This is a genomic window from Nocardia sp. NPDC056564 (assembly GCF_042793755.1).
GTDB lineage: Bacteria > Actinomycetota > Actinomycetes > Mycobacteriales > Mycobacteriaceae > Nocardia.
The window spans coordinates 226,899-251,817 of record NZ_JBHTUR010000006.1; the positions used below are offsets into that span (position 1 = coordinate 226,899).

The 24,919-nt window shown below is 69.9% G+C and carries 2 protein-coding genes (1 of these 2 running past the window's edge); both read left to right on the forward strand.

Features of this window, described 5'->3' with window-relative positions; genetic code table 11:
- Nucleotides 1-15,240, forward strand: a complete 15,240-nt coding sequence (locus tag ACFQ9K_RS18120) for an amino acid adenylation domain-containing protein (protein WP_378719340.1) — start codon at nt 1-3, stop codon at nt 15,238-15,240.
- Nucleotides 15,240-24,919 carry the beginning of a non-ribosomal peptide synthase/polyketide synthase gene (locus tag ACFQ9K_RS18125; RefSeq protein WP_378983401.1) on the forward strand. Its footprint extends 11,020 nt past the window's final position, so the window shows 9,680 of its 20,700 coding nt (coding positions 1-9,680); its start codon is at nt 15,240-15,242; its stop codon lies off the right edge, out of view. The genes ACFQ9K_RS18120 and ACFQ9K_RS18125 overlap by 1 nt, the downstream gene beginning before the upstream one ends.

Consider the following 24,919-nt stretch of genomic DNA (forward strand, 5'->3'; position numbering starts at 1 on the left):
ATGCAATCCGGTAACAAATCACTGCTGCGCAGTCTGACTTCTATTCAAAAGGAATTGTGGATAGCGCACGAGCTGGCGGATATTCCCAACAATTGCATCGTCTACATAGACATTCGCGCCGACCTGGATCCCGGCCAGTTTCTCGCCGCGGCTCGGCGGGCATTCGGTGAATCGGAGTCGCTGACCGTGAATTTCGTTCGCGGCGCCGACGGGCCGATGCAGGTCGAACGGGATATCGCCGACTGGGCGCCGGTCTATCTGGATCTCACGGAAAAGCCGGATCCGCTGGCCGCCGCGCTGGACTACATGGCCAGGGAGCGCGAGGTCGGTTTCGATCTGGAGCACGACGCGCTGCTGAGCGTCGCGTTGCTCGAGGTCGGCGCCGCGCACTACATCCTGTCGATGTGCTTCGCCCACATCATCATGGACGGCGTCGGCGTCGCCTCCTGGGCGCAGCGGGTGCTCGACGTCTATTGCGCGACGAGTGCCGGAAAACCCATCGCGCCAACCGGATTCGCGCATATCGATGACATCATCGACAGCGACCACGCGTACCGCCGCAGCCGGGAGGCGGCCGACCGCGCCTACTGGTGCAGTCGGATCCCCGCCGGGATCGACCCGCTGCGCCTGCCCGGCAGCGCCGAGCCCGGCACCGAGCCGGGACGAATCGGCTGCACCCACGGCTTTTCCGGCGCGGAGCTGGGCGAGCTGATGAGCACCGCGCGAGCGTTCGGGGTGAAGCTGCCCTACCTGCTGATGTCCGTCGCGGCGGCGGCCATCCAGCGCTACGCGGCGCGGGACGAATTCTGCGTGCAGATACCGGTTTCCAATCGGGACGAGGTTTCCGGCCGGACACCGTGCCAGCTCTCCGACACCGTGCCGATGCTGGTCGATTCGAGCCGGGAGCTGTCCCTCGGCGAGCTGGCCGAGCGGATCCACGCCACCATCGCCGGCGCCAGGGACCATCTGCGCTACGGCATGTCGGAGATCCGCCGTGACCTGAAAATGCCGAACTCCCCGGGGAATCCGTTCGGTCCGGTGATCAACGTGATGTCGTTCTTCGGCGCGTTGAGGATGACCGGCGGCGAGGCCGACCTGCAACTGTTCTCCGCGGGCAACAGCGGCGATCTCTCGATCGTCTTCTACTACGAGCGGGAGTCCGCGCGCGGTGGCTACCTGCGGATCGAGGGCGACGCGCAGCTCTACACCGACGCCGATCTCGCGGGCTATCTCGCGACCATCGCCCGGTATCTGCGGCAGGCGATCTCCGATCCGCGGGCGCCGATCGGGGCGCTCGACCTCCTCGGTGCGGATCGTGGGCTGGTGGTCGAGCAGTGGAACGACACGGCGGTACCGATCGATCCGGGGGCGACCCTGGTGAGCTTGTTCGAGGAGCAGGTGCGACGCGGGCCGGACGCGGTGGCGGTGGTGTCCGGCGATGCGCGGCTCTCGTATCGAGAACTCGACGCGTGGGCCGATCGGGTTGCGGGCGGCTTGATTTCGGGCGGGGTGCGCCCGGACAGCGTGGTGGCGGTGGCGCTGCCGCGGTCGGTGGAGCTGATCGTCGCGATTCTGGCGGTGTCGAAGGCCGGTGGCGCGTATCTGCCGATCGATCCGGCCTATCCGGCGCACCGGCTGGCGTTCGTGCTCGGCGATGCCGAGCCGATTGCGGTGCTCACCGACCGCACCACTGCGAAAGTATTGCCGCACAACGATATTCCGTACATCTATCTCGAGGAGGCCGAGCCGGACGGGGTGGCGCGGCCGGTCGCGCCGCTGCCCGGCCACCTCGCCTATCTGATCTACACCTCCGGTTCCACCGGGACGCCGAAGGGCGTCGCGGTCACCCACCGCAACGTGACGTCGCTCTTCCTGAGCACCGCCGCCTGGTGCGACTTCGGCGCGGACGATGTCTGGGCGTGGTGCCATTCGCAGGCCTTCGACTTCTCGGTCTGGGAGATCTGGGGTGCGCTGCTGCACGGCGGCCGGGTCGTGGTCGTGCCGTGGGACGTGGTGCGCACACCCGCGCAGCTGTGGCATCTGGTGGTCGGCGAGCGGGTGACCGTACTCAATCAGACGCCGTCGGCCTTCTACGCGCTGGCGGAGGCTCGATCAGCCTGCGGCAACACCGATTCCGCGCTGCGGATGGTGATATTCGGTGGCGAGGCGTTGAATCCGGCGAACCTGCGCGCGTGGCGTGCGTCCGGCCGCAGTGCCGGCCCGGCGCTGGTGAACATGTACGGGATCACCGAGACCACGGTGCACGTCACCCGGCTCGAGCTGACGGCCGACGCGACCCACAGCGGCAGCCCGATCGGGTCGCCGCTGGGCAATCTGCGCGTGTACGTGCTGGACCCGTGGTTGCTTCCGGTTCCGGTGGGGGTGGCGGGGGAGTTGTACGTGGCCGGCGCGCAGTTGGCGCGCGGGTATCACGGCCGGACGGGTCTGACCGCGACCCGGTTCGTGGCCGATCCGTTCGATCCGTCCGGTGGCCGGCTGTATCGCACCGGCGATGTGGTGCGCTGGACCGCGGACGGCGTGCTGGAGTTCCTCGGCCGGGCCGACGATCAGGTGAAGATCCGCGGGTTCCGGATCGAGCCCGGCGAGGTCGAAGCGGTGCTGGCGCAACATCCTTCGGTGACGCAGGCGGTGGTGGTGGCCCGCGACACCGACGCCGGCGAGCAGCTGGTCGGGTACGTGGTCGCCGATCGGATTCGCTCGGTCAACGGCAACGGCAACGGCAACGGCAACGGCAACGGCAACGGCAACGGCAACGGCAACGGTCACGTGCTCGACGGCGCGGCGGTGCGCCGATTCGCCGCCGAGCGGCTGCCGGAGTTCCAGGTGCCGTCCGTGGTGATGGTGATCGACGCGGTGCCGCTGACCGCCAACGGGAAGCTCGATCGGGCCGCGCTGCCGGTTCCGGAGTTCGCCTCCTCGGTGGCGTACCGGGCGCCGGGCAGCGAGCGGGAGCGGGTGCTGGCCGGGTTGTTCGCCGAGGTGCTCGGGCTCGATCGGGTGGGTGTGGACGACAGCTTCTTCGAGCTGGGTGGTCACTCGCTGTCCGCGACCCGGCTGATCAGCCGGATCCGGGCGGTGCTCGGTGTCGAGGTGCCGATTCGGACGGTCTTCGACGCGCCGACGGTGGCGCGGCTGGCGCCTCGGCTCGACGCCGGTGTGCGGATGCGTCCGACTCTGCGGGCGCGGCCGCGCCCGGAGATCGTCCCGTTGTCGTTCGCGCAGCGGCGGCTGTGGTTCATCCACCGGCTGGAGGGACCCTCGGCCACCTACAACATGCCGTTGGCCGCACGCCTGACGGGCGCGTTCGATCCGAGTGCCTTCGCGGCCGCGGTCGCCGATGTCGTTGCCCGGCACGAGAGTCTGCGCACGATCTTCGTCGAAGCCGACGGCGTCCCGACCCAGCGGGTGCTCCCGGCCGGCAGCGTCGAGGTTCCGATCTCGGTGACCGACGTCGATCCCGCGGGCCTGGCCGAGGCGGTCGCCGGCGCGGCGCAGTACCGATTCGACCTGTCCACGCAGCTTCCGTTGCGGGCCAGCGTATTTCGCTGCGGGGCGGCGGAGTGGGCGCTGGTATTGCTGATCCACCACATCGCCGGTGACGGCTGGTCGGCGACGGTGACGCTGGCGGATCTGTCCGCCGCGTACGCGGCCCGGCTCGAGCATCGGGCACCGGACTGGCGGCCGCTGCCGGTGCAGTACGTGGATTACGCGCTGTGGCAACAGGAGTTGCTGGGTTCGCCGACCGACCCGGACAGTCTGCTGTCGCGGCAATTCGACTACTGGCGCACGGAACTCGACGGCTTGCCGGAGCAACTGCGGCTGCCGATGGATCGCCCGCGGCCACGGGTGGCCGGCTATCGCGGAGACGTGGTGCGGTTCGGCATCGATGCCGCACTGCGCGGCGAGGTGGAGCGGCTGGCCACCCGCGAGGGCGCGACGGTCTCGATGGTGCTCCAGTCGGCACTGGCCATCCTGCTGTTCAAACTCGGTGCGGGAGAAGATATTCCGATCGGCGCACCGATCGCCGGGCGCACCGACGACGCCCTGTCCGAGCTGGTCGGCTGCTTCGTCAACACCTGGGTGCTGCGAACCGCCGTCACCCCGGCGGCGTCCGGCACGGAAATCCTGCGTCAGGTCCGGGCGAAAGCGCTGGCCGCGTACGAGAATCAGGACGCGCCGTTCGAGTTGCTGGTGGAGTTGCTCAACCCGGTCCGCTCGGCGGCGCATCATCCGCTGTTCCAGGTGCTGCTGACCCTGCAGAACAACGCGGTGCCCACCCTGGAACTGCCGGGGGTCGCGATCGAGCCCTACCCGGCGCCGACCACCACCTCGCGCTTCGATCTGACCTTCGACATCGGTGACGCCGTGACCGTGCGCGGGAACAACGGCGACGCCCCCGCGCCGCTCGGCTGGGACGGATACATCGAATACGCCACCGAGCTGTTCGACCGGTCCACGGTCGAGGCCATGGCGGGCCGGCTGGTGCGGATCCTGCGGCAGCTGGTGCGGGACCCGGCCACCCCGGTGCGGTCGATCGACGTCCTCGACCGGGACGAGCGCGACCTGGTGCTGCGTCGATGGAACGACACCGCCGCCCCGGTCGAGCAGGACGCCACGATCGCCGAGCTGTTCGAGGCACGGGCCGCCGAGACGCCGGACGCGGTGGCGATCGTCTGCGCGGACGCCGAGTTGTCGTACCGGGAGCTCGATGCCCGCGCCGATCGGCTGGCGCGGCTGTTGATCGCGCGCGGGGCCGGGCCGGATCGCGTTGTCGCGGTGGCACTGCCGCGGTCGGCGGCGTTGATCACGGCACTGCTCGCGGTGCTGAAGGCCGGTGGTGGATACCTGCCGATCGATCCCGCCTACCCGTCGGATCGATTGGCGTACATCCTCGCCGACGCGGCCCCGGTGGTCGTGCTCACCGACCGGGCCACCGCGGACACCCTGCCGCACAGCACCGTGCCACACCTCTATCTCGACTCCGACATCGCCGAGGCGGGCAGCCTGGCGCGGTCCGTCCGGGTGCGGCCGGGCAATCTGGCCTATCTGATCTACACCTCCGGTTCGACCGGTGTGCCGAAAGGCGTTGCGGTCACCCACCGCAACGTGGTGACCTTCGCGTGCAAGCCGGAGTGGCGGGACGGCGCGCACGACCGGGTGCTGGTGCACTCCTCGGTCGCGTTCGACGCGTCCACCTACGAGATATGGGTGCCGTTGCTGGCGGGCGGGCGCGTGGTGGTCGCGCCGCCGGAGCGCACCGACATCACGGCGTTGCGCCGGTTGATGGTGGTAAACGGGGTCACCGCGGCATTTGTGACCACGCGGTTGTTCGAGCTGTTCATCGATGAGTGCCCCGACGCGCTCGCCGGGCTCCGCCAGGTCTGGACCGGTGGCGAGGAAATGCCGCCGGAGGTCTTCGGACGCGCCTTGCGGATACTGCCGGATACGCGCGTCGTGCACGTGTACGGGCCTACCGAGACAACGACATTCGCCATCCGCCGGGCGTTCGGGGCCGGCCGGCGGATCGAGGGCGGGTCGGTGCCGATCGGGTCCGCGCTGGCGAATGTGCGGGTGTTCGTGCTGGATTCGTCGTTGCGGCCGGCTCCGGTCGGGGTGGCGGGGGAGCTGTATGTGGCCGGGGCGCAACTGGCGCGCGGCTATCACGGGCGGGCGGCGTTGACCGCGGCGCGGTTCGTGGCCGATCCGTTCGATCCAGCCGGTGGCCGGTTGTACCGCACCGGTGACGTGGTGCGGTGGCATCCGGCGGGGCAGCTGGAGTTCGTCGGCCGGGTCGACGATCAGGTCAAGATCCGCGGCTTCCGGGTCGAACCCGGCGAGGTGGAAACCGCACTGGCGCAGCACCCGTCGGTCGCCCAGGCGGTGGCCGTCGTGCGCGACGCCGACGGCGGCAAACAGCTGATCGGCTATGTGGTTGCCGCTCGGGGTGATTCGGCCGACGGCGGGCAGGTGCGCGCCTTCGTCGCGGACCGGCTGCCCGAGTACATGGTGCCGGCCGCGGTGCTGGTGATCGACGCGGTGCCGTTGACCGCCAACGGCAAACTGGATCGCGCGGCGCTGCCCGATCCGGAGCTGGTGTCCTCGGTGCGCTATCGGGCGCCGGGCAGCGCGCGCGAGCGCGCCCTGGCCGGGCTGTTCGGCGAGGTGCTCGGTCGCGACCGGGTCGGCGTGGACGACAGCTTCTTCGAGCTGGGCGGGCATTCACTGCTGGCGACCCGCCTGGCCAGCCGGATTCGGGTGGCCCTCGGCGTCGAGGTGCCGATCCGGACCATCTTCGACGCACCGACCGTGGCGCAGCTGGTCACCCGGCTCGATGCCGGTGTGCGGGTGCGCCCCGCGCTGCTGGAACGGCAGCGGCCGGAGGTGATTCCGGTGTCGTTCGCGCAGCGGCGGCTGTGGTTCATCCATCGGCTCGAAGGGCCTTCGGCCACGTACAACATGGCGCTGGCGGTGCGGTTGCACGGGTTGCGGGTGTCCGCGCTGCGGGCGGCGATCACCGATGTGGTCGCGCGGCACGAGAGTCTGCGCACGGTCTTCGTCGACGCCGAGGGCGTGCCCTCGCAGCGGGTGCTGGCGGCCGAGCAGGTCGCGGTGCCGTTCACGATCGCCGAGGTGGACACCGAGGGGCTCGAGGCGTCGGTGACCGCGGCGGTGCGGTACGGATTCGACCTGTCGACCGAGATCCCGATCCGCGCCGAGGTGTTCCGCACGGCCGCCGACGAGTGCGTGCTGGTGCTGCTGATCCACCACATCGCCGGTGACGGCTGGTCGCTGACGCCGTTGCTGCGGGATCTGTCGGTGGCGTACGCGGCGCGACTCGACGATCGCGCCCCCGGGTGGCGCCCGCTGCCGGTGCAGTACGTGGACTACACGCTGTGGCAACGCGAATTGCTCGGCTCCGCCACCGATCCCGACAGCGTTCTGGCGCACCAGTTCAACTATTGGCGCGCCGAACTCGACGGCCTGCCCGAGCAACTGCGGTTGCCGATGGACCGGCCACGGCCGCGGGTGGCCGGCTATCGCGGGGACATGGTGCACTTCGATATCGATCCGCCGACCCGTATCGCGGTGGAGCGGCTGGCCGCCCGCGAGGGCGCGACGGTATCGATGGTGCTGCAATCGGCGTTGGCCGTGCTGCTGTTCAAACTCGGTGCCGGAGAGGACATTCCGATCGGCGCGCCGATCGCCGGGCGCACCGACGAGGCGTTGACCGAGCTGGTCGGCTTCTTCGTCAACACCTGGGTGCTGCGCGCCAGGGTGTCCCCGTCGGACTCGTTCACCGAGCTGCTGAGCCAGGTGCGCGCGAAAGCCCTGGCCGGGTACGAGAACCAGGACGTCCCGTTCGAGCTGCTGGTCGAGTTGCTCAACCCGGTCCGCTCGGCGGCTCATCACCCGCTGTTCCAGGTGACGATGGCGTTTCAGAACAACACCCTGCCCGCCCTCGACCTGTCCGGGGTGCGGATCGAGCCGTACCCCTCGGGTACCGGGACCGCGCGATTCGACCTGTTCTTCAACATCGCCGACGGGCCGGCCGGCGCCGGGTGGGACGGGTTCGTCGAGTACGCGACCGAGCTGTTCGATCGGGGCACCGTCGAGACGATGGCAGAGCGGTTGGTGCGGATCCTGCGCCTGCTGGTGCGCACGCCACAGGTCGCGGTGGGGGCGATCGACGTCCTCGGCGCCGTGGAACGCGAACGGGTGCTGCGGCGCTGGAACGACACCGTCGTGCCGATTCCGGACGACACGGTGGCCGGGCTGTTCGAGACGCGGGTCGCTCGGACACCGGACGCGGTCGCCGTTGTCTGCGCGGATACCGAACTGACCTACCGGGAACTGGATGAGCGGGCCGACCGGCTGGCGCGGGTGCTGGTCGGACGCGGGGTGGGCCCGGAAGGGGTGGTCGCCGTCGCCCTGCCGCGATCCGCGGAACTGATCGTCGCGCTGGTGGCGGTGGTGAAGGCGGGCGGCGGGTATCTGCCGATCGATCCGGCCTATCCCTCGGATCGGCTCGGCTTCATCCTCGCCGACGCCGAGCCGGTGGTCGTGCTGACCGATTCCGTCACCGCGCCCTTGCTGCCGCGGGCGACGACGCCGCGGCTGTACCTCGACACGATCGAGGCGGAGGACCGGGTCTGCGCGGCTCGGCCGGTCGCGGCGGCGCCGCAGAACCTGGCCTACGTCATCTACACGTCGGGATCGACGGGTGTGCCCAAAGGCGTTGGTATCACGCATCGCAACGTGGTGAACCTGGTCGCTCAGGCCTGGTCGGCCGCCGCCGCGGATCGGGTGCTGGTGCACTCCTCGGTCGCGTTCGACGCCTCCACCTATGAGATCTGGCCCGCCCTGTGCGGCGGCGCCACCCTGGTCGTCGCCGGTGAACAGCGATCGGATCCGGTGGAGATCACGCGGCTGATCGCGACCCGCGCGGTGACGAAGATGTTCGCCACGCCACCGCTGCTGTCCGCGCTGGTCGAGCACGCGGAGTCGCTGCCAGACAATCCGTTCCAGAGCCTGACGCAGGTGAATACCGGGGCCGACACCCTGACCGCCGGCCTGGCGGACGCGCTGCGGCGCACGTGCGGGATCGCCCGGATCGATAACCTGTACGGCCCGACCGAGGCGACGGTCGACGTCACCTCCCATACCGTGCCCGACGACGCGGCGACGGCGGGCGCGGTGCTGCCGATCGGCGCCCCGGTCGCCAATACCCGCGTGTTCGTGCTGGATTCGTGGTTGGTGCCAGTGCCGGTCGGCGTTCCCGGCGAGCTCTACGTCGCCGGCGCACAGCTGGCCCGTGGCTACCACGGGCGCCCGGCATTGACCGCGGCACGGTTCGTCGCCGACCCGTTCGACCCGGCCGGTGGCCGGTTGTATCGGACCGGTGATGTGGTGCGCTGGAACAGCGGCGGGCAGTTGGAGTTCGCCGGTCGCGCCGACGACCAGGTAAAGATCCGTGGCTTCCGGGTCGAGCCCGCCGAGGTAGAAACGGTACTGGCGCAACATCCTTCGGTCGGTCACGCCGTGGTCGTCGCCCGGGACAGCGACACCGGCGGCAAGCAACTGGTCGGATACGTGGTGGCCGATCGAACGGGGCCGATCGTCGGCGAGGGCGAGCTGGTGGGGCAGTGGCGTCGCGTGTACGACGACCTGTACGCCGAGGCCGACGTCGCCGAGGCGGCCGGCCTGCGCCCCGATTCCGGTGACGGCGCGGAATTCGGCGCCGGTTTCGACGGCTGGGACAGCAGCTACACCGGATCCCGGATTCCGGTCGGGCAGATGCGCGAATGGCGGGCGGCCACCGTCGACCGCATCCGGGCCCTGAAACCCAAGCGGGTCCTGGAGATCGGTGTCGGCTCGGGATTGTTGTTGTCGCAGTTGGCCCCCGACTGCGAGGAGTACCGGGCGACCGACCTGTCCGCCGCGACGATCGCCGTCCTGCGCCGGCAGCTGGCGGATCTCGACGCGCGCTGGGCGGATCGGGTCGTGCTGAGCGCCCAGGCGGCCGACGACATCTCCGGATTGCCGGAGAGTCATTTCGACACCGTGGTGCTCAACTCCGTCGTCCAGTACTTCCCGAGCCAGAACTACCTGCACACCGTCCTCGAACAGATCCAGGGCCTGCTGGCCCCCGGCGGCGCGGTGTTCGTCGGCGACGTGCGCAATCTGGCGCTGCTCGCGGAATTCACCACCGCGGTGCAGATCAGCCGCAACGGCGACGACGATCCGGTCGCGGTCGCCGAACGGGTTCGCCGCGACATCGCGGCCGAACAGGAGCTGCTGCTCGCCCCGGAGTACTTCGTCGGAATGTGCAGCGACGCCACCGGATTCGATGCCGTCGACATTCAGCTCAAGCGCGGGTTCGCGGTCAACGAGCTGACCAGATACCGCTACGACGTCGTCCTGCACAAGGCCCCGACGAAGCCACGGTCGGTCGCCGATACGCCGAAAGCCGGCTACCGCGGCCAGGATTGGCTGCGCACCCTGCTGCGCTCCCGGCATCCGGACGGCGTTCGCGTGACCGCGATCCCGCATGCCGGACTGGTCGGCCAGGTGGCGGCGGCCGACCGGATCCGGGCCGGACGGTCCGGCACCACCGCCGACGCACTGGGCGTCGATTTCGAAGGGATGCTCGACCCCGCCACGGATCGGCGCGGACTGTTGCCGGAGGACCTCTACCTGCTGGGCGAGCGGCTCGGATACACGACGGCGGTCACCTGGTCGGCGGAGCCGGGCCGGATGGACGCGGTCTTCCTCGATGCCGGTGCGGCACCGGGCCGGCCCCTGACCGACATCTACGCGGTATCGGCACCGGTGGACGATCCCGGCGCGTACGCCAACAACCCGCAATCCGGCCTGCTGGCCGCCGACGTCCGGCGCTGGGCGACCGAACGTCTGCCCGAGTTCATGGTCCCGGCGACGGTCGTGGTGATCGACGCGGTGCCGTTGACCGCGAGCGGCAAACTCGACCGTGCGGCCCTGCCGGACCCGGAGTTCGCCTCCTCGCTGGAATACCGGGCGCCGACCAGTGAGCGCGAGCGGGCACTCGCGGACCTGTTCGCCGAGATCCTCGGGCTCGACCGGGTGGGGATCGACGACAACTTCTTCGTGCTCGGCGGCCACTCGTTGCTGGCCACCCGCCTGGCCAGCCGGATCCGCGCGGTCCTCGGGGTCGAGGTGCCGATCCGCACGGTCTTCGACGCCCCGACGGTCGCGGAGCTGGTGACCCGGCTCGACGCGGAAGTACGAGTGCGCCCGCCCCTGACCGCCCGGCAGCGACCCGACGTGGTCCCGCTGTCGTTCGCCCAGCGGCGGTTGTGGTTCATCCATCGGCTCGAAGGGCCCTCCGCGACCTACAACATGGCGTTGGCGGTGCGGCTGCACGGCGTGGACGTCTCGGTGCTGCGCGCGGCGATCGGTGATGTCGTCGCGCGGCACGAGAGCCTGCGCACGACCTTCGTGGATGCCGACGGCGTGCCGTCGCAGCGCGTGCTCGACACGGTCGAGGTGCCGGTGCACGTGTCCGACGTGGACCCCGCCGGGGTGGACGCGGCGGTCACCGCCGCGGTGCGCTACGGATTCGATCTCTCGACCGAAATTCCGATCCGCGCCAACGTCTTCCGGTGCGGACCCGGCGAATGCGTTGCCGCGATACTGATCCACCACATCGCCGGTGACGGCTGGTCGATGACGCCGCTGCTGCGCGACCTCTCGGAGGCGTACGCGGCCCGGCTCGAACATCGGGCGCCCGGCTGGCAGCCGCTGCCGGTGCAGTACGTGGATTACACGCTGTGGCAGCACGAAATCCTCGGCTCGCACACCGATCCGGACAGCCTGCTGTCCCAGCAGTTCGACTACTGGCGGGCCGAGCTCGACGAGCTGCCCGAGCAGTTGAGTCTGCCGACGGACCGTCCGCGTCCGCTGGTGGCCAGCTACCGCGGCGACATGGTGCTGTTCGGCATCGATCCCGAGATCCGTACCGCGGTAGAGCGATTGGCCGCCCGCGAGGGTGCCACGGTGTCGATGGTGTTGCAGTCGGCGCTGGCCGTCATGCTGTTCAAACTCGGTGCCGGAGAGGATATTCCGATCGGCTCACCGATCGCGGGCCGCACCGACGAGGCCCTGGCCGATCTGGTCGGATTCTTCGTCAACAGCTGGGTGCTGCGGGCGCGGGTGGCACCGGCGCTGGCATTCACCGAGCTGCTGGCCCGGGTCCGGGCGAAAGCGCTGGCCGCCTACGAGAATCAGGATGTTCCGTTCGAGTTGCTGGTCGAGCTGCTCAATCCGACCCGCTCGGCGGCGCATCACCCACTGTTCCAGGTGTCGCTCGCCTTCCAGAACAACACCCTGCCCGACCTCGAGCTGTCGGGGGCGCGCATCCAGCCGTATATCGCGACCACCGCGACCGCCCGGTTCGACCTGTTCTTCAACGTCGCCGACGCGCCCGCCGGGCAGCGGTGGAACTGCCTGGTCGAGTACGCGACCGAGCTGTTCGACCGGCCGACGGTCGAGGCGATGGTGGCCAGGTACGTGCGGATCCTGCGGCAGATCACCGCGGATCCGAGCGCACCGGTCGGGGCGATCGATGTGCTCGACGCCGACGAGCGTGACCGGGTGTTGCGCTGGTGGAACGACACCACCGCCGAGGTCGCCGGCGACACCGTGGCCGGGCTGTTCCGCCAGCAGGTCACCGCGACCCCGGACGCGGTCGCGGTGGTGTGCGCGGACACCGAGCTGACCTATCGGGAACTCGATACCCGGGCAGATCGGCTGGCGCACAGGCTGATCGAGCGCGGGGTCGGGCCGGACACCGTCGTGGCCGTCGCGCTGCTCCGATCGGTGGACCTGATCGTGGGACTGCTCGGCGTGCTGAAGGCGGGTGGCGGGTATCTGCCGATCGATCCGGGGTATCCGGCGGACCGGCTGGAATTCATCCTCACCGACGCGGCGCCGGTAGTGGTGGTGACCGATTCGGCGACCGCACCGCTGCTGCCGCACACGCAGGCACCGCGGCTCCAGCTCGACACCACCGATCTGCGCGATCGGCCGAGGGCCGAGACGAGGGTCGCACCGCAGAATCTGGCGTACGTGATCTATACCTCCGGTTCGACCGGCGTGCCCAAAGGCGTTGGCATCACCCATCGCAACGTGGTCAACCTGATCGCCTCGGCCTGGACGACGTCGGCCGAGGATCGAGTGCTGGCCCACTCCTCGATCGCCTTCGACGCCTCGACCTATGAGATCTGGCCCGCGCTGTGCGGCGGCGCGACCCTGGTGGTGACCGGCGAGCAGCGTTCCGATCTGCCGGAGATCACCCGGCTGATCCAGGCCCGGTCGGTGACGAAGATGTTCACGACGCCGCCGTTCTTGTCGGCGCTGGTCGACCACGTGGAATCGTTGCCCGGCAGTCCGTTGCGGTCGATGCGCCGGGTGATCGTCGGTGGAGCGGAGCTGACCGCGTCGGTCGTGCACAAGCTGGCCGCGGACTATCCCGACGCCCAGGTGATGAACGGGTACGGGCCGACCGAAACCACCGCGTGCGTCACCGATTACGACGCCGAGGACGAGGTCGACGGCGCGGTGCCGATCGGCCTGCCGGTGACCAATACCCGGGTGTTCGTGCTGGATTCGTGGTTGGTGCCGGTGCCGGTCGGCGTCGCCGGCGAATTGTATGTGGCCGGTGCGCAAGTGGGGCGGGGCTATCGCGGCCGGGCGGGGTTGACCGCGGCGCGATTCGTCGCCGACCCGTTCGATCCGTCCGGCGGTGGCCGGTTGTACCGCACCGGTGACGTGGTGCGGTGGACCTCGGCCGGGGTATTGGAGTTCGCCGGCCGGGTCGACGATCAGGTCAAGATCCGCGGGTTCCGGGTGGAGCCGGGCGAGGTCGAAGCGGTTCTGGCGCACCATCCTTCGGTGTCCCGGGCGGTGGTTGTCGCGCGCGACGCCGAGGCAGGCAAGCAGCTGATCGGATACGTCGTCGCCGATCGATCGGGTCCGGTGGCCGCCGAGGAAGAGCTGGTCGGTCAGTGGCGTCGGATGTATGACGACGTGTACGCAGGGGCGAGCAACGGGAACGGCAACGGCGCCCACCGGGTCACCGGCGCCGGATTCGGCGCGGACTTCGGCGGGTGGAACAGCAGCTACACCGGCGCGGCGATTCCGGAAGAGCAGATGCGCGAATGGCGTTCCGCCACGGTGGACCGGATTCGGGACCTCGGACCGCGACGCGTCCTGGAGATCGGCGTCGGTTCGGGATTGCTGCTGTCCCAATTGGCCCCCGACTGCGACGAATACTGGGCCACGGACTTCTCCGCCGCGACCATCACGACCTTGCGCCGGCGATTGGCCGAGTTGAAGGCGGGCTGGGTCGATCGAGTCGCGTTGCAGGTCCAAGGCGCGGACGATGTCACCGGATTGCCGGTCGGCTACTTCGACACCGTGGTGCTGAACTCGGTCACCCAGTATTTCCCCGGCGAACGGTATATGCGTCGCGTGCTCGAGCAGATACACGGGCTGCTCGCGCCGGGCGGCGCGGTGTTCGTCGGCGATGTCCGCAATCTGGCGTTGCTGACCGAATTCACCACCGCGGTCCAGATCAGCCGCAACGGTGACGAGGACCCCGCGGTCGTCGCCGATCGCGTGCGCCGGGAATTGGTCGCGGAGCAGGAGATGCTCTTGGCGCCGGAGTACTTCCTGGCGATCTGCCACGGCGGCACCGGCTTCGGCGCCGTCGATATCCAGCTCAAACGCGGCTTCTCGGTGAACGAGTTGTCCCGCTATCGATACGACGTCGTCCTGCGCAAGGCGCCGGCGAATCCGCGCTCGGTGGCCGACCTTCCGACCGTCGACTTCTACGGCCTCGCCTGGCTGCGCACGCTGCTGCACACCGGCGACCCCGACGGCATTCGCATCACCGGAATTCCGCACGCCGGACTGACCGGGCAGGTCGACGCGGTCCACCGCATCCGGACCGGTCAGCCGGTATCCGCAGGCAGCCGAACCGATCCGCGTGCGGTGAGTTTCGAAGGAATTCTCGCCAACCGCGGGCCCCGCGTCGACGCGGGCATGCTGCCGGAGGATCTGTATGAACTGGGACGGCAACTCGGATACCGCACAGCGGTCACCTGGTCCACGAAACCCGGCCAGATGGATGCGGTATTCCTCGACCCCGCGACCGCGGCGGAGCAACCGCTGACCGACGTGTACCGGCCGGCCGAGCCGGTGGGTGACCCGGCGGCCTACGCCAACAACCCGCACGATTCGCTGCTGCCCGCCGCGGTGCGCGGATTCGCGGCCGAGCGATTGCCCGACTTCATGGTGCCTGCCGCGGTCATGGTGATCGACTCGGTGCCGTTGACCGCGAACGGCAAGCTCGATCGCGCCGCGCTGCCGGATCCGGAGTTGGTGTCGGCGAGGGCCTATCGCGCCCCGCGCACCGAGCGGGAGAAGATCCTGACCGAGTTGTTCGCCGAGATCCTCGGCGTCGGCCGGGTCGGGGTGGACGACAGTTTCTTCGCGCTGGGCGGGCACTCCCTGCTGGCTACCCGGCTGGCCAGCCGGATTCGCGCGGTGCTCGGGGTCGAGGTCCCGATCCGGGTGATGTTCGAGGCCGCCACCGTGGCCGAGCTCGACGCCAGATGGCCGCAGCTGGCACCGTCGCGCCGACCAGCTCTGCGCAGAATGAATCGAGAGGTGGGTCTGTGATGATTCCATTGTCGTTCGCGCAGCGGCGGTTGTGGTTCATCCACCGGTTGGAGGGGCCCTCGGCCACCTACAACATGCCGCTGACCGTGCGGTTGACCGGCGTCTTCGACGCACCCGCGTTCGCGGCCGCGGTCGGCGACGTGGTCGCCAGGCACGAGAGTCTGCGGACGGTCTTCGTCGAGGCCGACGGTGTGCCCGGCCAGCGGGTGCTGGATGTCGAAGCCGCCGAGGTGCCGGTGACGATCACCGACGTGAGCGCCACCGAGCTGGACGCGGCGGTGATCGCCGCGTCGCGGTACGCCTTCGACCTGTCGACGGAAATACCCATACGCGCCACCGTGTTTCGCGTCACCGCCGACGACTGCGTGGTGATGCTGCTGATCCATCACATCGCCGGTGACGGGTGGTCGATGGGGCCGCTGCTGCGCGATCTGTCGGTGGCCTACGCGGCCCGCAGGCAGGGCCGGGCGCCGGGGTGGGAGCCGTTGCCGGTGCAGTACGTGGATTACACGCTCTGGCAGCAGGAATTGCTCGGCTCGCAGGCGGATCCGGACAGCGTGCTGTCGCAGCAGTTCGAGTATTGGCGAGCGGAGCTGGCCGGCCTGCCGGAGCAGTTGCGGTTGCCGATGGATCGGCCGCGGCCGCGGGCGGCCAGCTACCGCGGCGACCTGGTCGTCTTCCGGGTCGAACCGGAGATCCGTGCCGCGGTAGAGACCTTCGCGGCCCGCACGGGTGCGACCGCGTCCATGGTGTGGCAGTCGGCGTTGGCTGTGCTGTTGTTCAAACTCGGTGCGGGGGAGGATATTCCACTCGGCGCACCGATCGCCGGACGGACCGACGACGCGCTGACCGAGCTGGTCGGGTTCTTCGTGAACACCTGGGTGCTGCGGGCCGCGGTCGCGCCGGGGCAGTCGTTCACCGAGATCGTGGCGCAGGTCCGGGCGAAGGCGTTGGCCGCCTACGAGAATCAGGACATCCCGTTCGAGCTGCTGGTCGAGTTGCTCAATCCGGCGCGGTCGGCGGCCCATCATCCGCTGTTCCAGGTGCTGCTGAGCGTGCAGAACAACGCCGCGCCCACCTTGGAGCTGGCCGGGGTCGAGTTCGAGCCGTACGCCCTCGCGGCGAAGACCGCGCAGTTCGACCTGACCGTCAACATCAGCGACGCCGCCGCGGCGGCGTGGGATGTGTATGCCGAGTACGCCACCGATCTGTTCGACCGGTCCACGATCGAGGCGATGGTCGCCCGGCTGGTGCGGGTGCTGCGGCTGCTGGTGGCGAATCCCGCTGTCCCCGTTGGCTCGATCGATGCGCTCGACATCGATGAGCGGGAGCTGGTGGTGCGTCGGTGGAACGACACCGCCGTGGCGGTGCCGGACGGCACCCTGGTCGACTTGTTCGCGGAGCAGGTCGCGCGAACGCCGGAGGCGGTGGCGGTCGTCTGCGCGGACGCCGAAATGACCTATCGGGACCTCGATACCCGGTCCAGCGGGTTGGCGCGTGCGCTGGTCGCGCGGGGCGTCGGCCCGGACGGGGTGGTCGCGGTCGCGTTGCCGCGGTCCGCGGACCTGATCGTGGCGATGCTGGCGGTGTCGAAGGCGGGCGGTGGGTATCTGCCGGTCGATCCGGGCCATCCCGCGGAGCGGTTGGCCTTCGTCCTCGCCGACGCCGCGCCGGTCGTCGTCGTGACCGATTCCGCCACCGCGGAAACGTTGCCCGACACTGCGATACCGCACCTCTGTCTCGACACGACCGAGGTCGGCGAACGTTCCGATAGCGATCCGGTCGTTGCCGTACGGCCGCAGAATCTGGCGTATGTGATCTACACGTCCGGTTCCACCGGTATCCCCAAAGGTGTTGGTATCACACACCGTAACGTCGTCAACCTGATCGCTCAGGCGTGGTCGGCCGGTCCCGGCGACCGGGTGCTCGTGCATTCCTCGATCGCGTTCGACGCCTCCACCTATGAGATCTGGCCCGCGCTGGCGGGCGGCGCCACGCTGGTGGTGGCGAGCGAGCCGCGGTCGGATCCGGCCGAGATCACCCGGCTGGTGGAGTCGCGGTCGGTGACGAAGATGTTCGCCACGCCACCGCTGCTGTCCGCGCTGGTCGATCACGCGGAATCGTTGCCGGGCACGCCGTTCCAGAGCTTGACGCAGGTGAACACCGGCGCGGACACGCTCACCGCCGGGCTGGTGGACGCGCTCGAGACCAAGTGCGGGGTCGGCCGGGTCGACAACCTCTACGGTCCGACCGAGGCCACGGTGAATGTGACCGCGTACGTCGTGCCCGACGACGTGGTGGACGCGCTGGTGCCGATCGGTGGGCCGGTGGCCAATACGCAAGTGTTCGTGCTGGATTCGTGGCTGGCGCCGGTCCCGGTCGGGGTGCCCGGTGAGCTGTATGTGGCCGGTGCCCAGCTGGCGCGTGGCTATCCCGGGCGGCCGGGGCTGACCGCGGGCCGATTCGTCGCCGATCCGTTCGATCCGGCCGGTGGCCGGCTGTATCGCACCGGCGACGTGGTGCGCTGGACCGCGGACGGCGTGCTGGAGTTCGCCGGCCGGGTCGACGATCAGGTCAAGATCCGCGGCTTCCGGGTCGAGCCTGGCGAAGTCGAAACCGCACTGGCGCAACACCCTTCGGTCTCCCAGGCGGTTGTGGTGGCCAGGGACACCGAAAACGGGAAGCAGCTGGTCGGTTACGTGGTCGCCGACCGGGCCAGTTCCGTCGAGGGCACCGGCCTCGCGGGCGCGGAGGTGCGCCGGTTCGTGGCCGAGCGGCTGCCGGACTTCATGGTGCCCGCGGCGGTGCTGGTGATCGACGCGGTGCCGCTGACCGCGAACGGGAAACTGGATCGCGCCGCGTTGCCGGTCCCGGATCTGCGGTCGACGGTGGCGTATCGGCCGCCGACGAGTATCCAGGAGCAGATGCTGGCCGCGTTGTTCGCCGAGATCCTCGGGCTGGACCGGGTCGGCATCGACGACAGCTTCTTCGCGCTGGGCGGCCATTCGCTGCTGGCCACCCGCCTGGTCAGCCGGATTCGGGTCGTCCTCGGCGCCGAGGTGCCGATCCGGACGGTGTTCGACGCGCCGACGGTGGCGCAGTTGGCGACCCGGCTCGAGGACGGCGCTCGGCAGCGTCCGGCGTTGCTGGCCCGGCAGCGTCCCGAGCCGGTTCCGCTGTCGTTCGCGCAGCGGCGGCTGTGGTTCATCCATCGGCTGGAAGGTCCTTCGGCGACCTACAACATGCCGCTGGTGGTGCGGTTGCACGGGGCCGACGAGTCGGCCCTGCGGGGCGCGATCGGGGATGTGGTCGGGCGGCACGAGAGTTTGCGCACGATCTTCGCCGAGGCCGACGGTGTGCCCGCCCAGCGGGTGCTCGACGCGGACCGCGTCGAGGTGCCGATCGTGGTGACCGAGGTGGACCCGGCCGAGTTGGCCGCCGCGGTCGCCGCGGCGATGCGCTACGGATTCGACCTGGCGGCGGAGATCCCGGTGCGCGCCAGTGTGTTTCGATGCGGCGCCGACGAGTGTGTGCTGGTTCTGCTGATCCATCACATCGCCGGCGACGGATGGTCCGCCGGGCCGCTGCTGCGCGACCTTTCGGTGGCGTACACGGCGCGCGTCGCGGATCGGGCGCCCGACTGGAGTCCGCTGCCGGTGCAGTACGTGGATTACACGCTGTGGCAGCGGGACGTGCTCGGGTCGTCGGCCGATCCGGACAGCCTGCTGTCTCGGCAATTCGACTACTGGCGTGCCGAACTGGATGGGTTGCCGGAGCAGCTGCGGTTGCCGACCGATCGGCCGCGGCCGCGGGTCGCCAGCTATCGCGGTGACATGGTGGGCTTCGAGATCGACTCCGCGCTGCGCGCGGACGTGGAGCGACTGGCCGGGCGCGAGGGCGCGACCGTGTCGATGGTGTTGCAGTCGGCGTTGGCCGTGCTGCTGTTCAAACTCGGTGCGGGGGAGGATATTCCGCTCGGGTCGCCGATCGCCGGGCGCACCGACGACGCGCTGACCGAGCTGGTGGGGTTCTTCGTCAACACCTGGGTGCTGCGGACGAAGGTATCGCCCGCGGCGTCGTTCGCCGAGATCGTGCGCCAGGTCAGGGCGAAGGCGCTGGCCGGGTACGAGAATCAGGACGTTCCGTTCGAGCTGCTGGTGGAGTTGCTCAACCCGGCGCGCTCGGCGGCGCATCACCCGCTGTTCCAGGTGTCGCTCGCGTTCCAGAACAACACCCCGCCCGCCTTGGAGCTGCCCGGGGTGCGGCTCGAGCCCTACGACGCGTCCGTCACGACCGCGCGCTTCGACCTCTTCGTCAATATCGCCGACGCCGCCGCGGGTCAGCCGTGGAACGGGTTGGTGGAGTATGCCACCGACCTGTTCGACCGAGCCACGGTCGAGACGATGGTCGCGCGGTTGGTGCGGACGCTGGCCTCGGTCGTAGCGGATCCCGGGGCCGCGGTGGGTTCGATCGATGTGCTCGACGCCGACGAGCGCGCGACGGTGGTGCGGCAATGGAACGACACCGCCGCCGAGGTGCGGGACGGCACCCTGATCGGGTTGTTCGAGGCGCGGGTCGCCGCGACTCCGGACGCGATCGCCGTGCGCCACGGTTCGGACGAGGTGTCCTATCGGGAACTGGACGCCCGTGCCGATCGGCTCGCGCGGCGCCTGCTCGCGCGCGGGGTGCGCCCGGATGGTGTGGTCGCGGTGGCACTGCCGCGATCGGCGGACCTGATCGTGGCACTGCTGGCCGTCGCGAAGGCGGGCGGTGGGTATCTGCCCATCGATCCGGGCTACCCGTCGGATCGGTTGGCGTTCATCCTCGCCGACGCCGCCCCGACCGTCCTCGTCACCGATTCGGTCACGGTGCAGGCGTTGCCCGACAACGAGACTCCGCACCTCTACCTCGACCTGCCCGAGGCCGACGGGACCGGTCCGGCCCGGGCGGTCGCGGTGGCGCCGCAGAACTTGGCGTACGTGATCTACACCTCCGGTTCCACCGGCGTTCCCAAAGGTGTTGGCATCACGCACCGTAACGTGGTGAACCTGGTCGCACAGGCCTGGCCGGTCGACCCGGCGGATCGGGTGCTGGTGCACTCGTCCATCGCCTTCGACGCCTCCACCTACGAGATCTGGCCCACCCTGTGCGGCGGCGCGACCTTGGTGCTGGCCGACGCACCGCGATCGGACCTGGACGAGGTCACCGCGCTGATCGCCGGTCGATCGGTGACCAAGATGTTCGCCACGCCACCGTTGCTGTCGGCGTTGGCCGAGCACGCGGAGTCGTTGCCCGGCAACCCGTTGCGGACATTGCGCCGGATCATTGTCGGCGGCGCCGAGCTGACCGCGGCGGTCGTGGATCGATGGAACGCTCGACACCCCGGCGCTCAGGTGATGAACGGGTACGGGCCGACCGAAACCACCGCGTGCGTCACCGCCTACGACGCCGAGGCGGCAATCGGCGGCACGGTGCCGATCGGCCGTCCGATGGGGAACGTGCGGGTCTACGTGCTGGACTCCTGGCTGGTGCCGGTCCCGGTCGGGGTCGCCGGTGAGTTGTACGTGGCGGGTGCGCAATTGGGGCGTGGCTACCTCGGCCGCGCCGCGTTGACCGCAGCCCGGTTCGTGGCCGATCCGTTCGATGCCGCGGGCGGGCGGCTGTACCGCACCGGCGACGTGGTGCGCTGGAACGGCCAGGGGCAGTTGGAGTTCGTCGGCCGCGTCGACGATCAGGTCAAGATCCGCGGCTTCCGGGTCGAGCCAGCCGAGATCGAAACCGCGCTGGCACAGCATCCTTCGGTGTCGCAGGCGGTGGTAGTCGCGCGCGAGACCGGCGGCGGCAAACAGCTGATCGGTTATGTCGTCGCCGACGGGTCCGCGCTCGACGGCGCGGACGTGCGCGGGTTCGTGTCCGAACGACTGCCGGACTTCATGGTGCCGACCGTGGTGCTGGTCATCGACGCGGTGCCGCTGACCGCCAACGGCAAGCTCGATCACGCCGCGCTGCCGGAGCCGGAGATCACCTCCTCGGCGCGGTACCGGGCACCGCGCACCACCGCGGAACGGATACTGACCGAGGTGTTCGCCGAGTTGCTCGGGCGCGCCGCGGTCGGCGTGGACGACAGCTTCTTCGAACTGGGCGGCGACAGCATCCGCTCGATCCAGGTGGTGTCGCGGGCGCGGGCGCTCGGGGTCGAGATCAGCCCGCGGGAGGTGTTCGAGCACAAGACCGCCGCGGCGTTGGCCGCCGTGGCCGCGGGGCGGCACACGTCCGCCCCGGTCCTGGCGGAACTGACCGGCGGCGGCGTGGGCTGGCTGCCGCTGCTGCCGGTCGCCCGGTTCGTGCGGGAGCTGGGTGCCGGGTTCGACAGTTTCACGCAATCCTTGGTGCTCGAGTTGCCGGTCGGGATCGACCGGGCGGGCCTGGTCGCGACGCTGGCCGCGGTGATCGATCGCCACGATGTGCTGCGCGCGCGGCTGGTCGACGATGAGCGCGGTCCGGGGCTCGAGGTGGCGCCGGTCGGTTCGATCGACGTGGACGGCCTGCTGCATCGGGTGGAAACGCCTGCCGCTGAACCGCATTCGGCCGAGGTGCGGGCCGCGCAGGTGCGCGCGGCGGTGGCTCGGCTGGACCCGGCGGCCGGGGTGATGCTGCAATGCGTGTGGTTCGACGGCGGGCGCACGCGGGCGGGATCGCTGGCCGTCGTCGCCCATCATCTGGTGATCGACGGCGTGTCCTGGCGGATTCTGCTGCCGGACTTGGCGTCTGCCTGGCAGGACGTGTCGGCAGGTACGCCGCCGGCGCTGGTGCGGACCGGCACCTCGATGCGGCGGTGGGCGCACGGCCTCGTCGAGCAAGCGCAGACACCGCGGCTGGTTGAGCAATTGGCCTGGTGGCGTGCGGTGCTCGACGGCCCCGACCCGACGCTGGGCACCCGGCCGCTGAACCCGAGCGTCGATGTCATGGCGACCGTGGACCAGGTGCGCGTTCAGCTTCCCGCCGCCGAGACCGAGGCCTTGCTCACCACCTTGCCCACGCTGTTCCACGGCGGGGTCGAGGACGGATTGCTCGCGGCCCTGGCGGTCGCGCTCATCCGCTGGCGGCACACGCACGGCATGGGCCAGGAATCGGTGCTGATCCGATTGGAAGGCCATGGGCGCGAAGAGGACACCGTTCCTGGGGCCGACCTGTCCAGCACGGTCGGCTGGTTCACCAGCATGTTCCCGGTGCGCCTGACGGCGTCCGCGACGGAGTGGGACCAGGTGTGCGCCGGTGGCGCGGCGGCAGGCGCCGTGGTGAAATCGATCAAAGAGCAATTGCGTGCCGTGCCGGACAAGGGCATGGGATACGGCATGCTGCGCTATCTCAACCCCGAGACCGAGGCAGCGCTGCAACAGCATTCGGCCGGGCAGATCGGGTTCAACTACCTCGGGCGGCTCACCGCCGCGGATCTGCTCCCGCCATCGCGGAGCCGGGCGTGGGCCCCGGCCGAGGACTCCGGCGGCGCCGATGCCGCCCCCGACCCGGCCATGCCTGCGATGGCAGTGCTGGATGTCACCGCGATGGTGGTCGACGCCGAGCACGGGCCGACGCTGCGCGCGGTGTTCGCCACGCCGGCCGGGGTGCTGGCGAAGGCGGACACCGAGGACCTCGCCGACCTGTGGCGCGCGGCGCTGACGGGATTCGCGCGGCACGTCGAGACGCCGGGCGCAGGGGGCCTGACGCCATCCGACGTGCTGGTCGACGGTCTGGACCAGGACGCGATCGAAGCACTGGAGAACCGGTATCCGGGCCTGGAGGATGTGTGGCCGCCGACCCCGATGCAGTCGGGGCTGCTGTTTCACCAGGCCCTGGCCGAGCCGGGCTTCGACGCGTATCACATGCAGGTCGTCTTCGGTCTCGCCGGAGAAGTGGATCCGGAGCGGATGCGGGCGGCGGGCCAAGGGCTGCTGGATCGGTATCCGAATCTGCGGGCGGGCTTTGCCCCGGCCGCGCACGGGAAGACTGTTCAGGTCGTCGTCGCCGACGTCGAATTGCCCTGGCGGGTAGTGGATCTGCGGCACCTCGACGGGGCCGCGCGGGCGGCGGCAGCGGCCCGGCTGTTCGTCGACGATCAGCGTGCGCATTTCGACATGGCGGTGCCGCCGCTGCTGCGATTGACGCTGGTGGTGCTCGGCGAAGACCAGGCGGAGTTGGTGTTGACCGCCCATCACGTGCTGCTGGATGGCTGGTCGTTGCCGCTGTTGATCCGAGAGTTGTTGCGGCTCTACAGTTCTGCCGGTTCGGCGCGGGAACTGCCGGCCGCGCCCGCGTATCAGACGTTCTTGACCTGGCTGGGGGAGCAGGACGCCGAGGCAGGCATGCGGGCCTGGCGTCAGGAGCTCGACGGCGTGCACGAGCCGACCCTGCTCGCGGACAGTGTGCGGGGCGCGGGCGGCCCCGCGGGCGTCGAACGCGTGCAGGTGCCGCTCACCGCCGAGACCGGCGCGGGGCTGGGCAGGCGCGCGGGCGAACTCGGCATCACCGTGAACACGGTCGTGCAGGCCGCCTGGGGGATTCTGCTCGCCGCGATGACCGGACGCCACGATGTCATCGTCGGTGCCACCGTGTCCGGCCGTCCGCCGGCGATCGCCGGCGTGGACTCGATGGTGGGCCTGTTCATCAACACCGTGCCGGTCCGGGTGCGATTCGGTGCGCGGGACTCGCTCGCCGATCTGCTGACCGGCTTGCAGGCCCGCCAGTCCGCGCTGCTGGACTATCACCACGTCGGGCTGAGCGATATCCACCAGGCGGCCGGGGTGAGCGTCCTGTTCGACACCCTGATCGCGTTCGAGTCCTACCCGGTCGACCGGAGCGGCATCGCGGCGGCGGTCGACACCAGCGGCATCGCCATCACGGACCTGCGCCCGACCTCGTCGACGCACTACCCGCTGACGGTCATCGCGGGTGCCGCGCCGGCCTTGACGCTGTATCTCGACTATCGCACCGATGAATTCGGCCGGGACACCGTCGAATCGATGGCCGCGCGGCTGGTGCGGATCCTGCGGCAGCTGGTCGCGGATCCGGATGCCCCGGTGGCCGCGATCGATATTCTCGGTGCCGACGAACGCGAACTCGTACTGCGCCGGTGGAACGATACCGAAGGCCATATCCCCGACACCACCGTCGTCGGACTGTTCGAGGCGCAGGTTGCCCGGACGCCGGACGCGGTCGCGCTCACCTTCGCGAACGCCGACGTGTCCTACCGCGAACTCGACAGCCGAGCCGAAATGCTTGCGCGAGTGCTGATTTCGCGCGAGGTCGGGCCGGACCGCGTTGTCGCCGTCGCGGTGCCGCGGTCGGCGGAGCTGATCGTGGCGTTGCTGGCGGTGTTGAAGGCAGGCGGTGCGTATCTGCCGATCGACCCGGCCTATCCGTCGGATCGGTTGGCGTTCATCCTCGCCGACGCCGCGCCGGTGGTCGTGGTGACCGATCGTGCGACCGCGGACACGCTGCCCGACACGACGACGCCACGGGTCTACGTCGACGCCCGCGAGATCGCGGACGGCCAAGCGGGGATCGCCCGCCCGCCGCGCCCGCAGAATCTGGCCTACGTGATCTACACGTCCGGTTCGACCGGAACGCCCAAGGGCGTTGGCGTCACCCACCGTAACGTCGTGAATCACGTGTCCCAGGG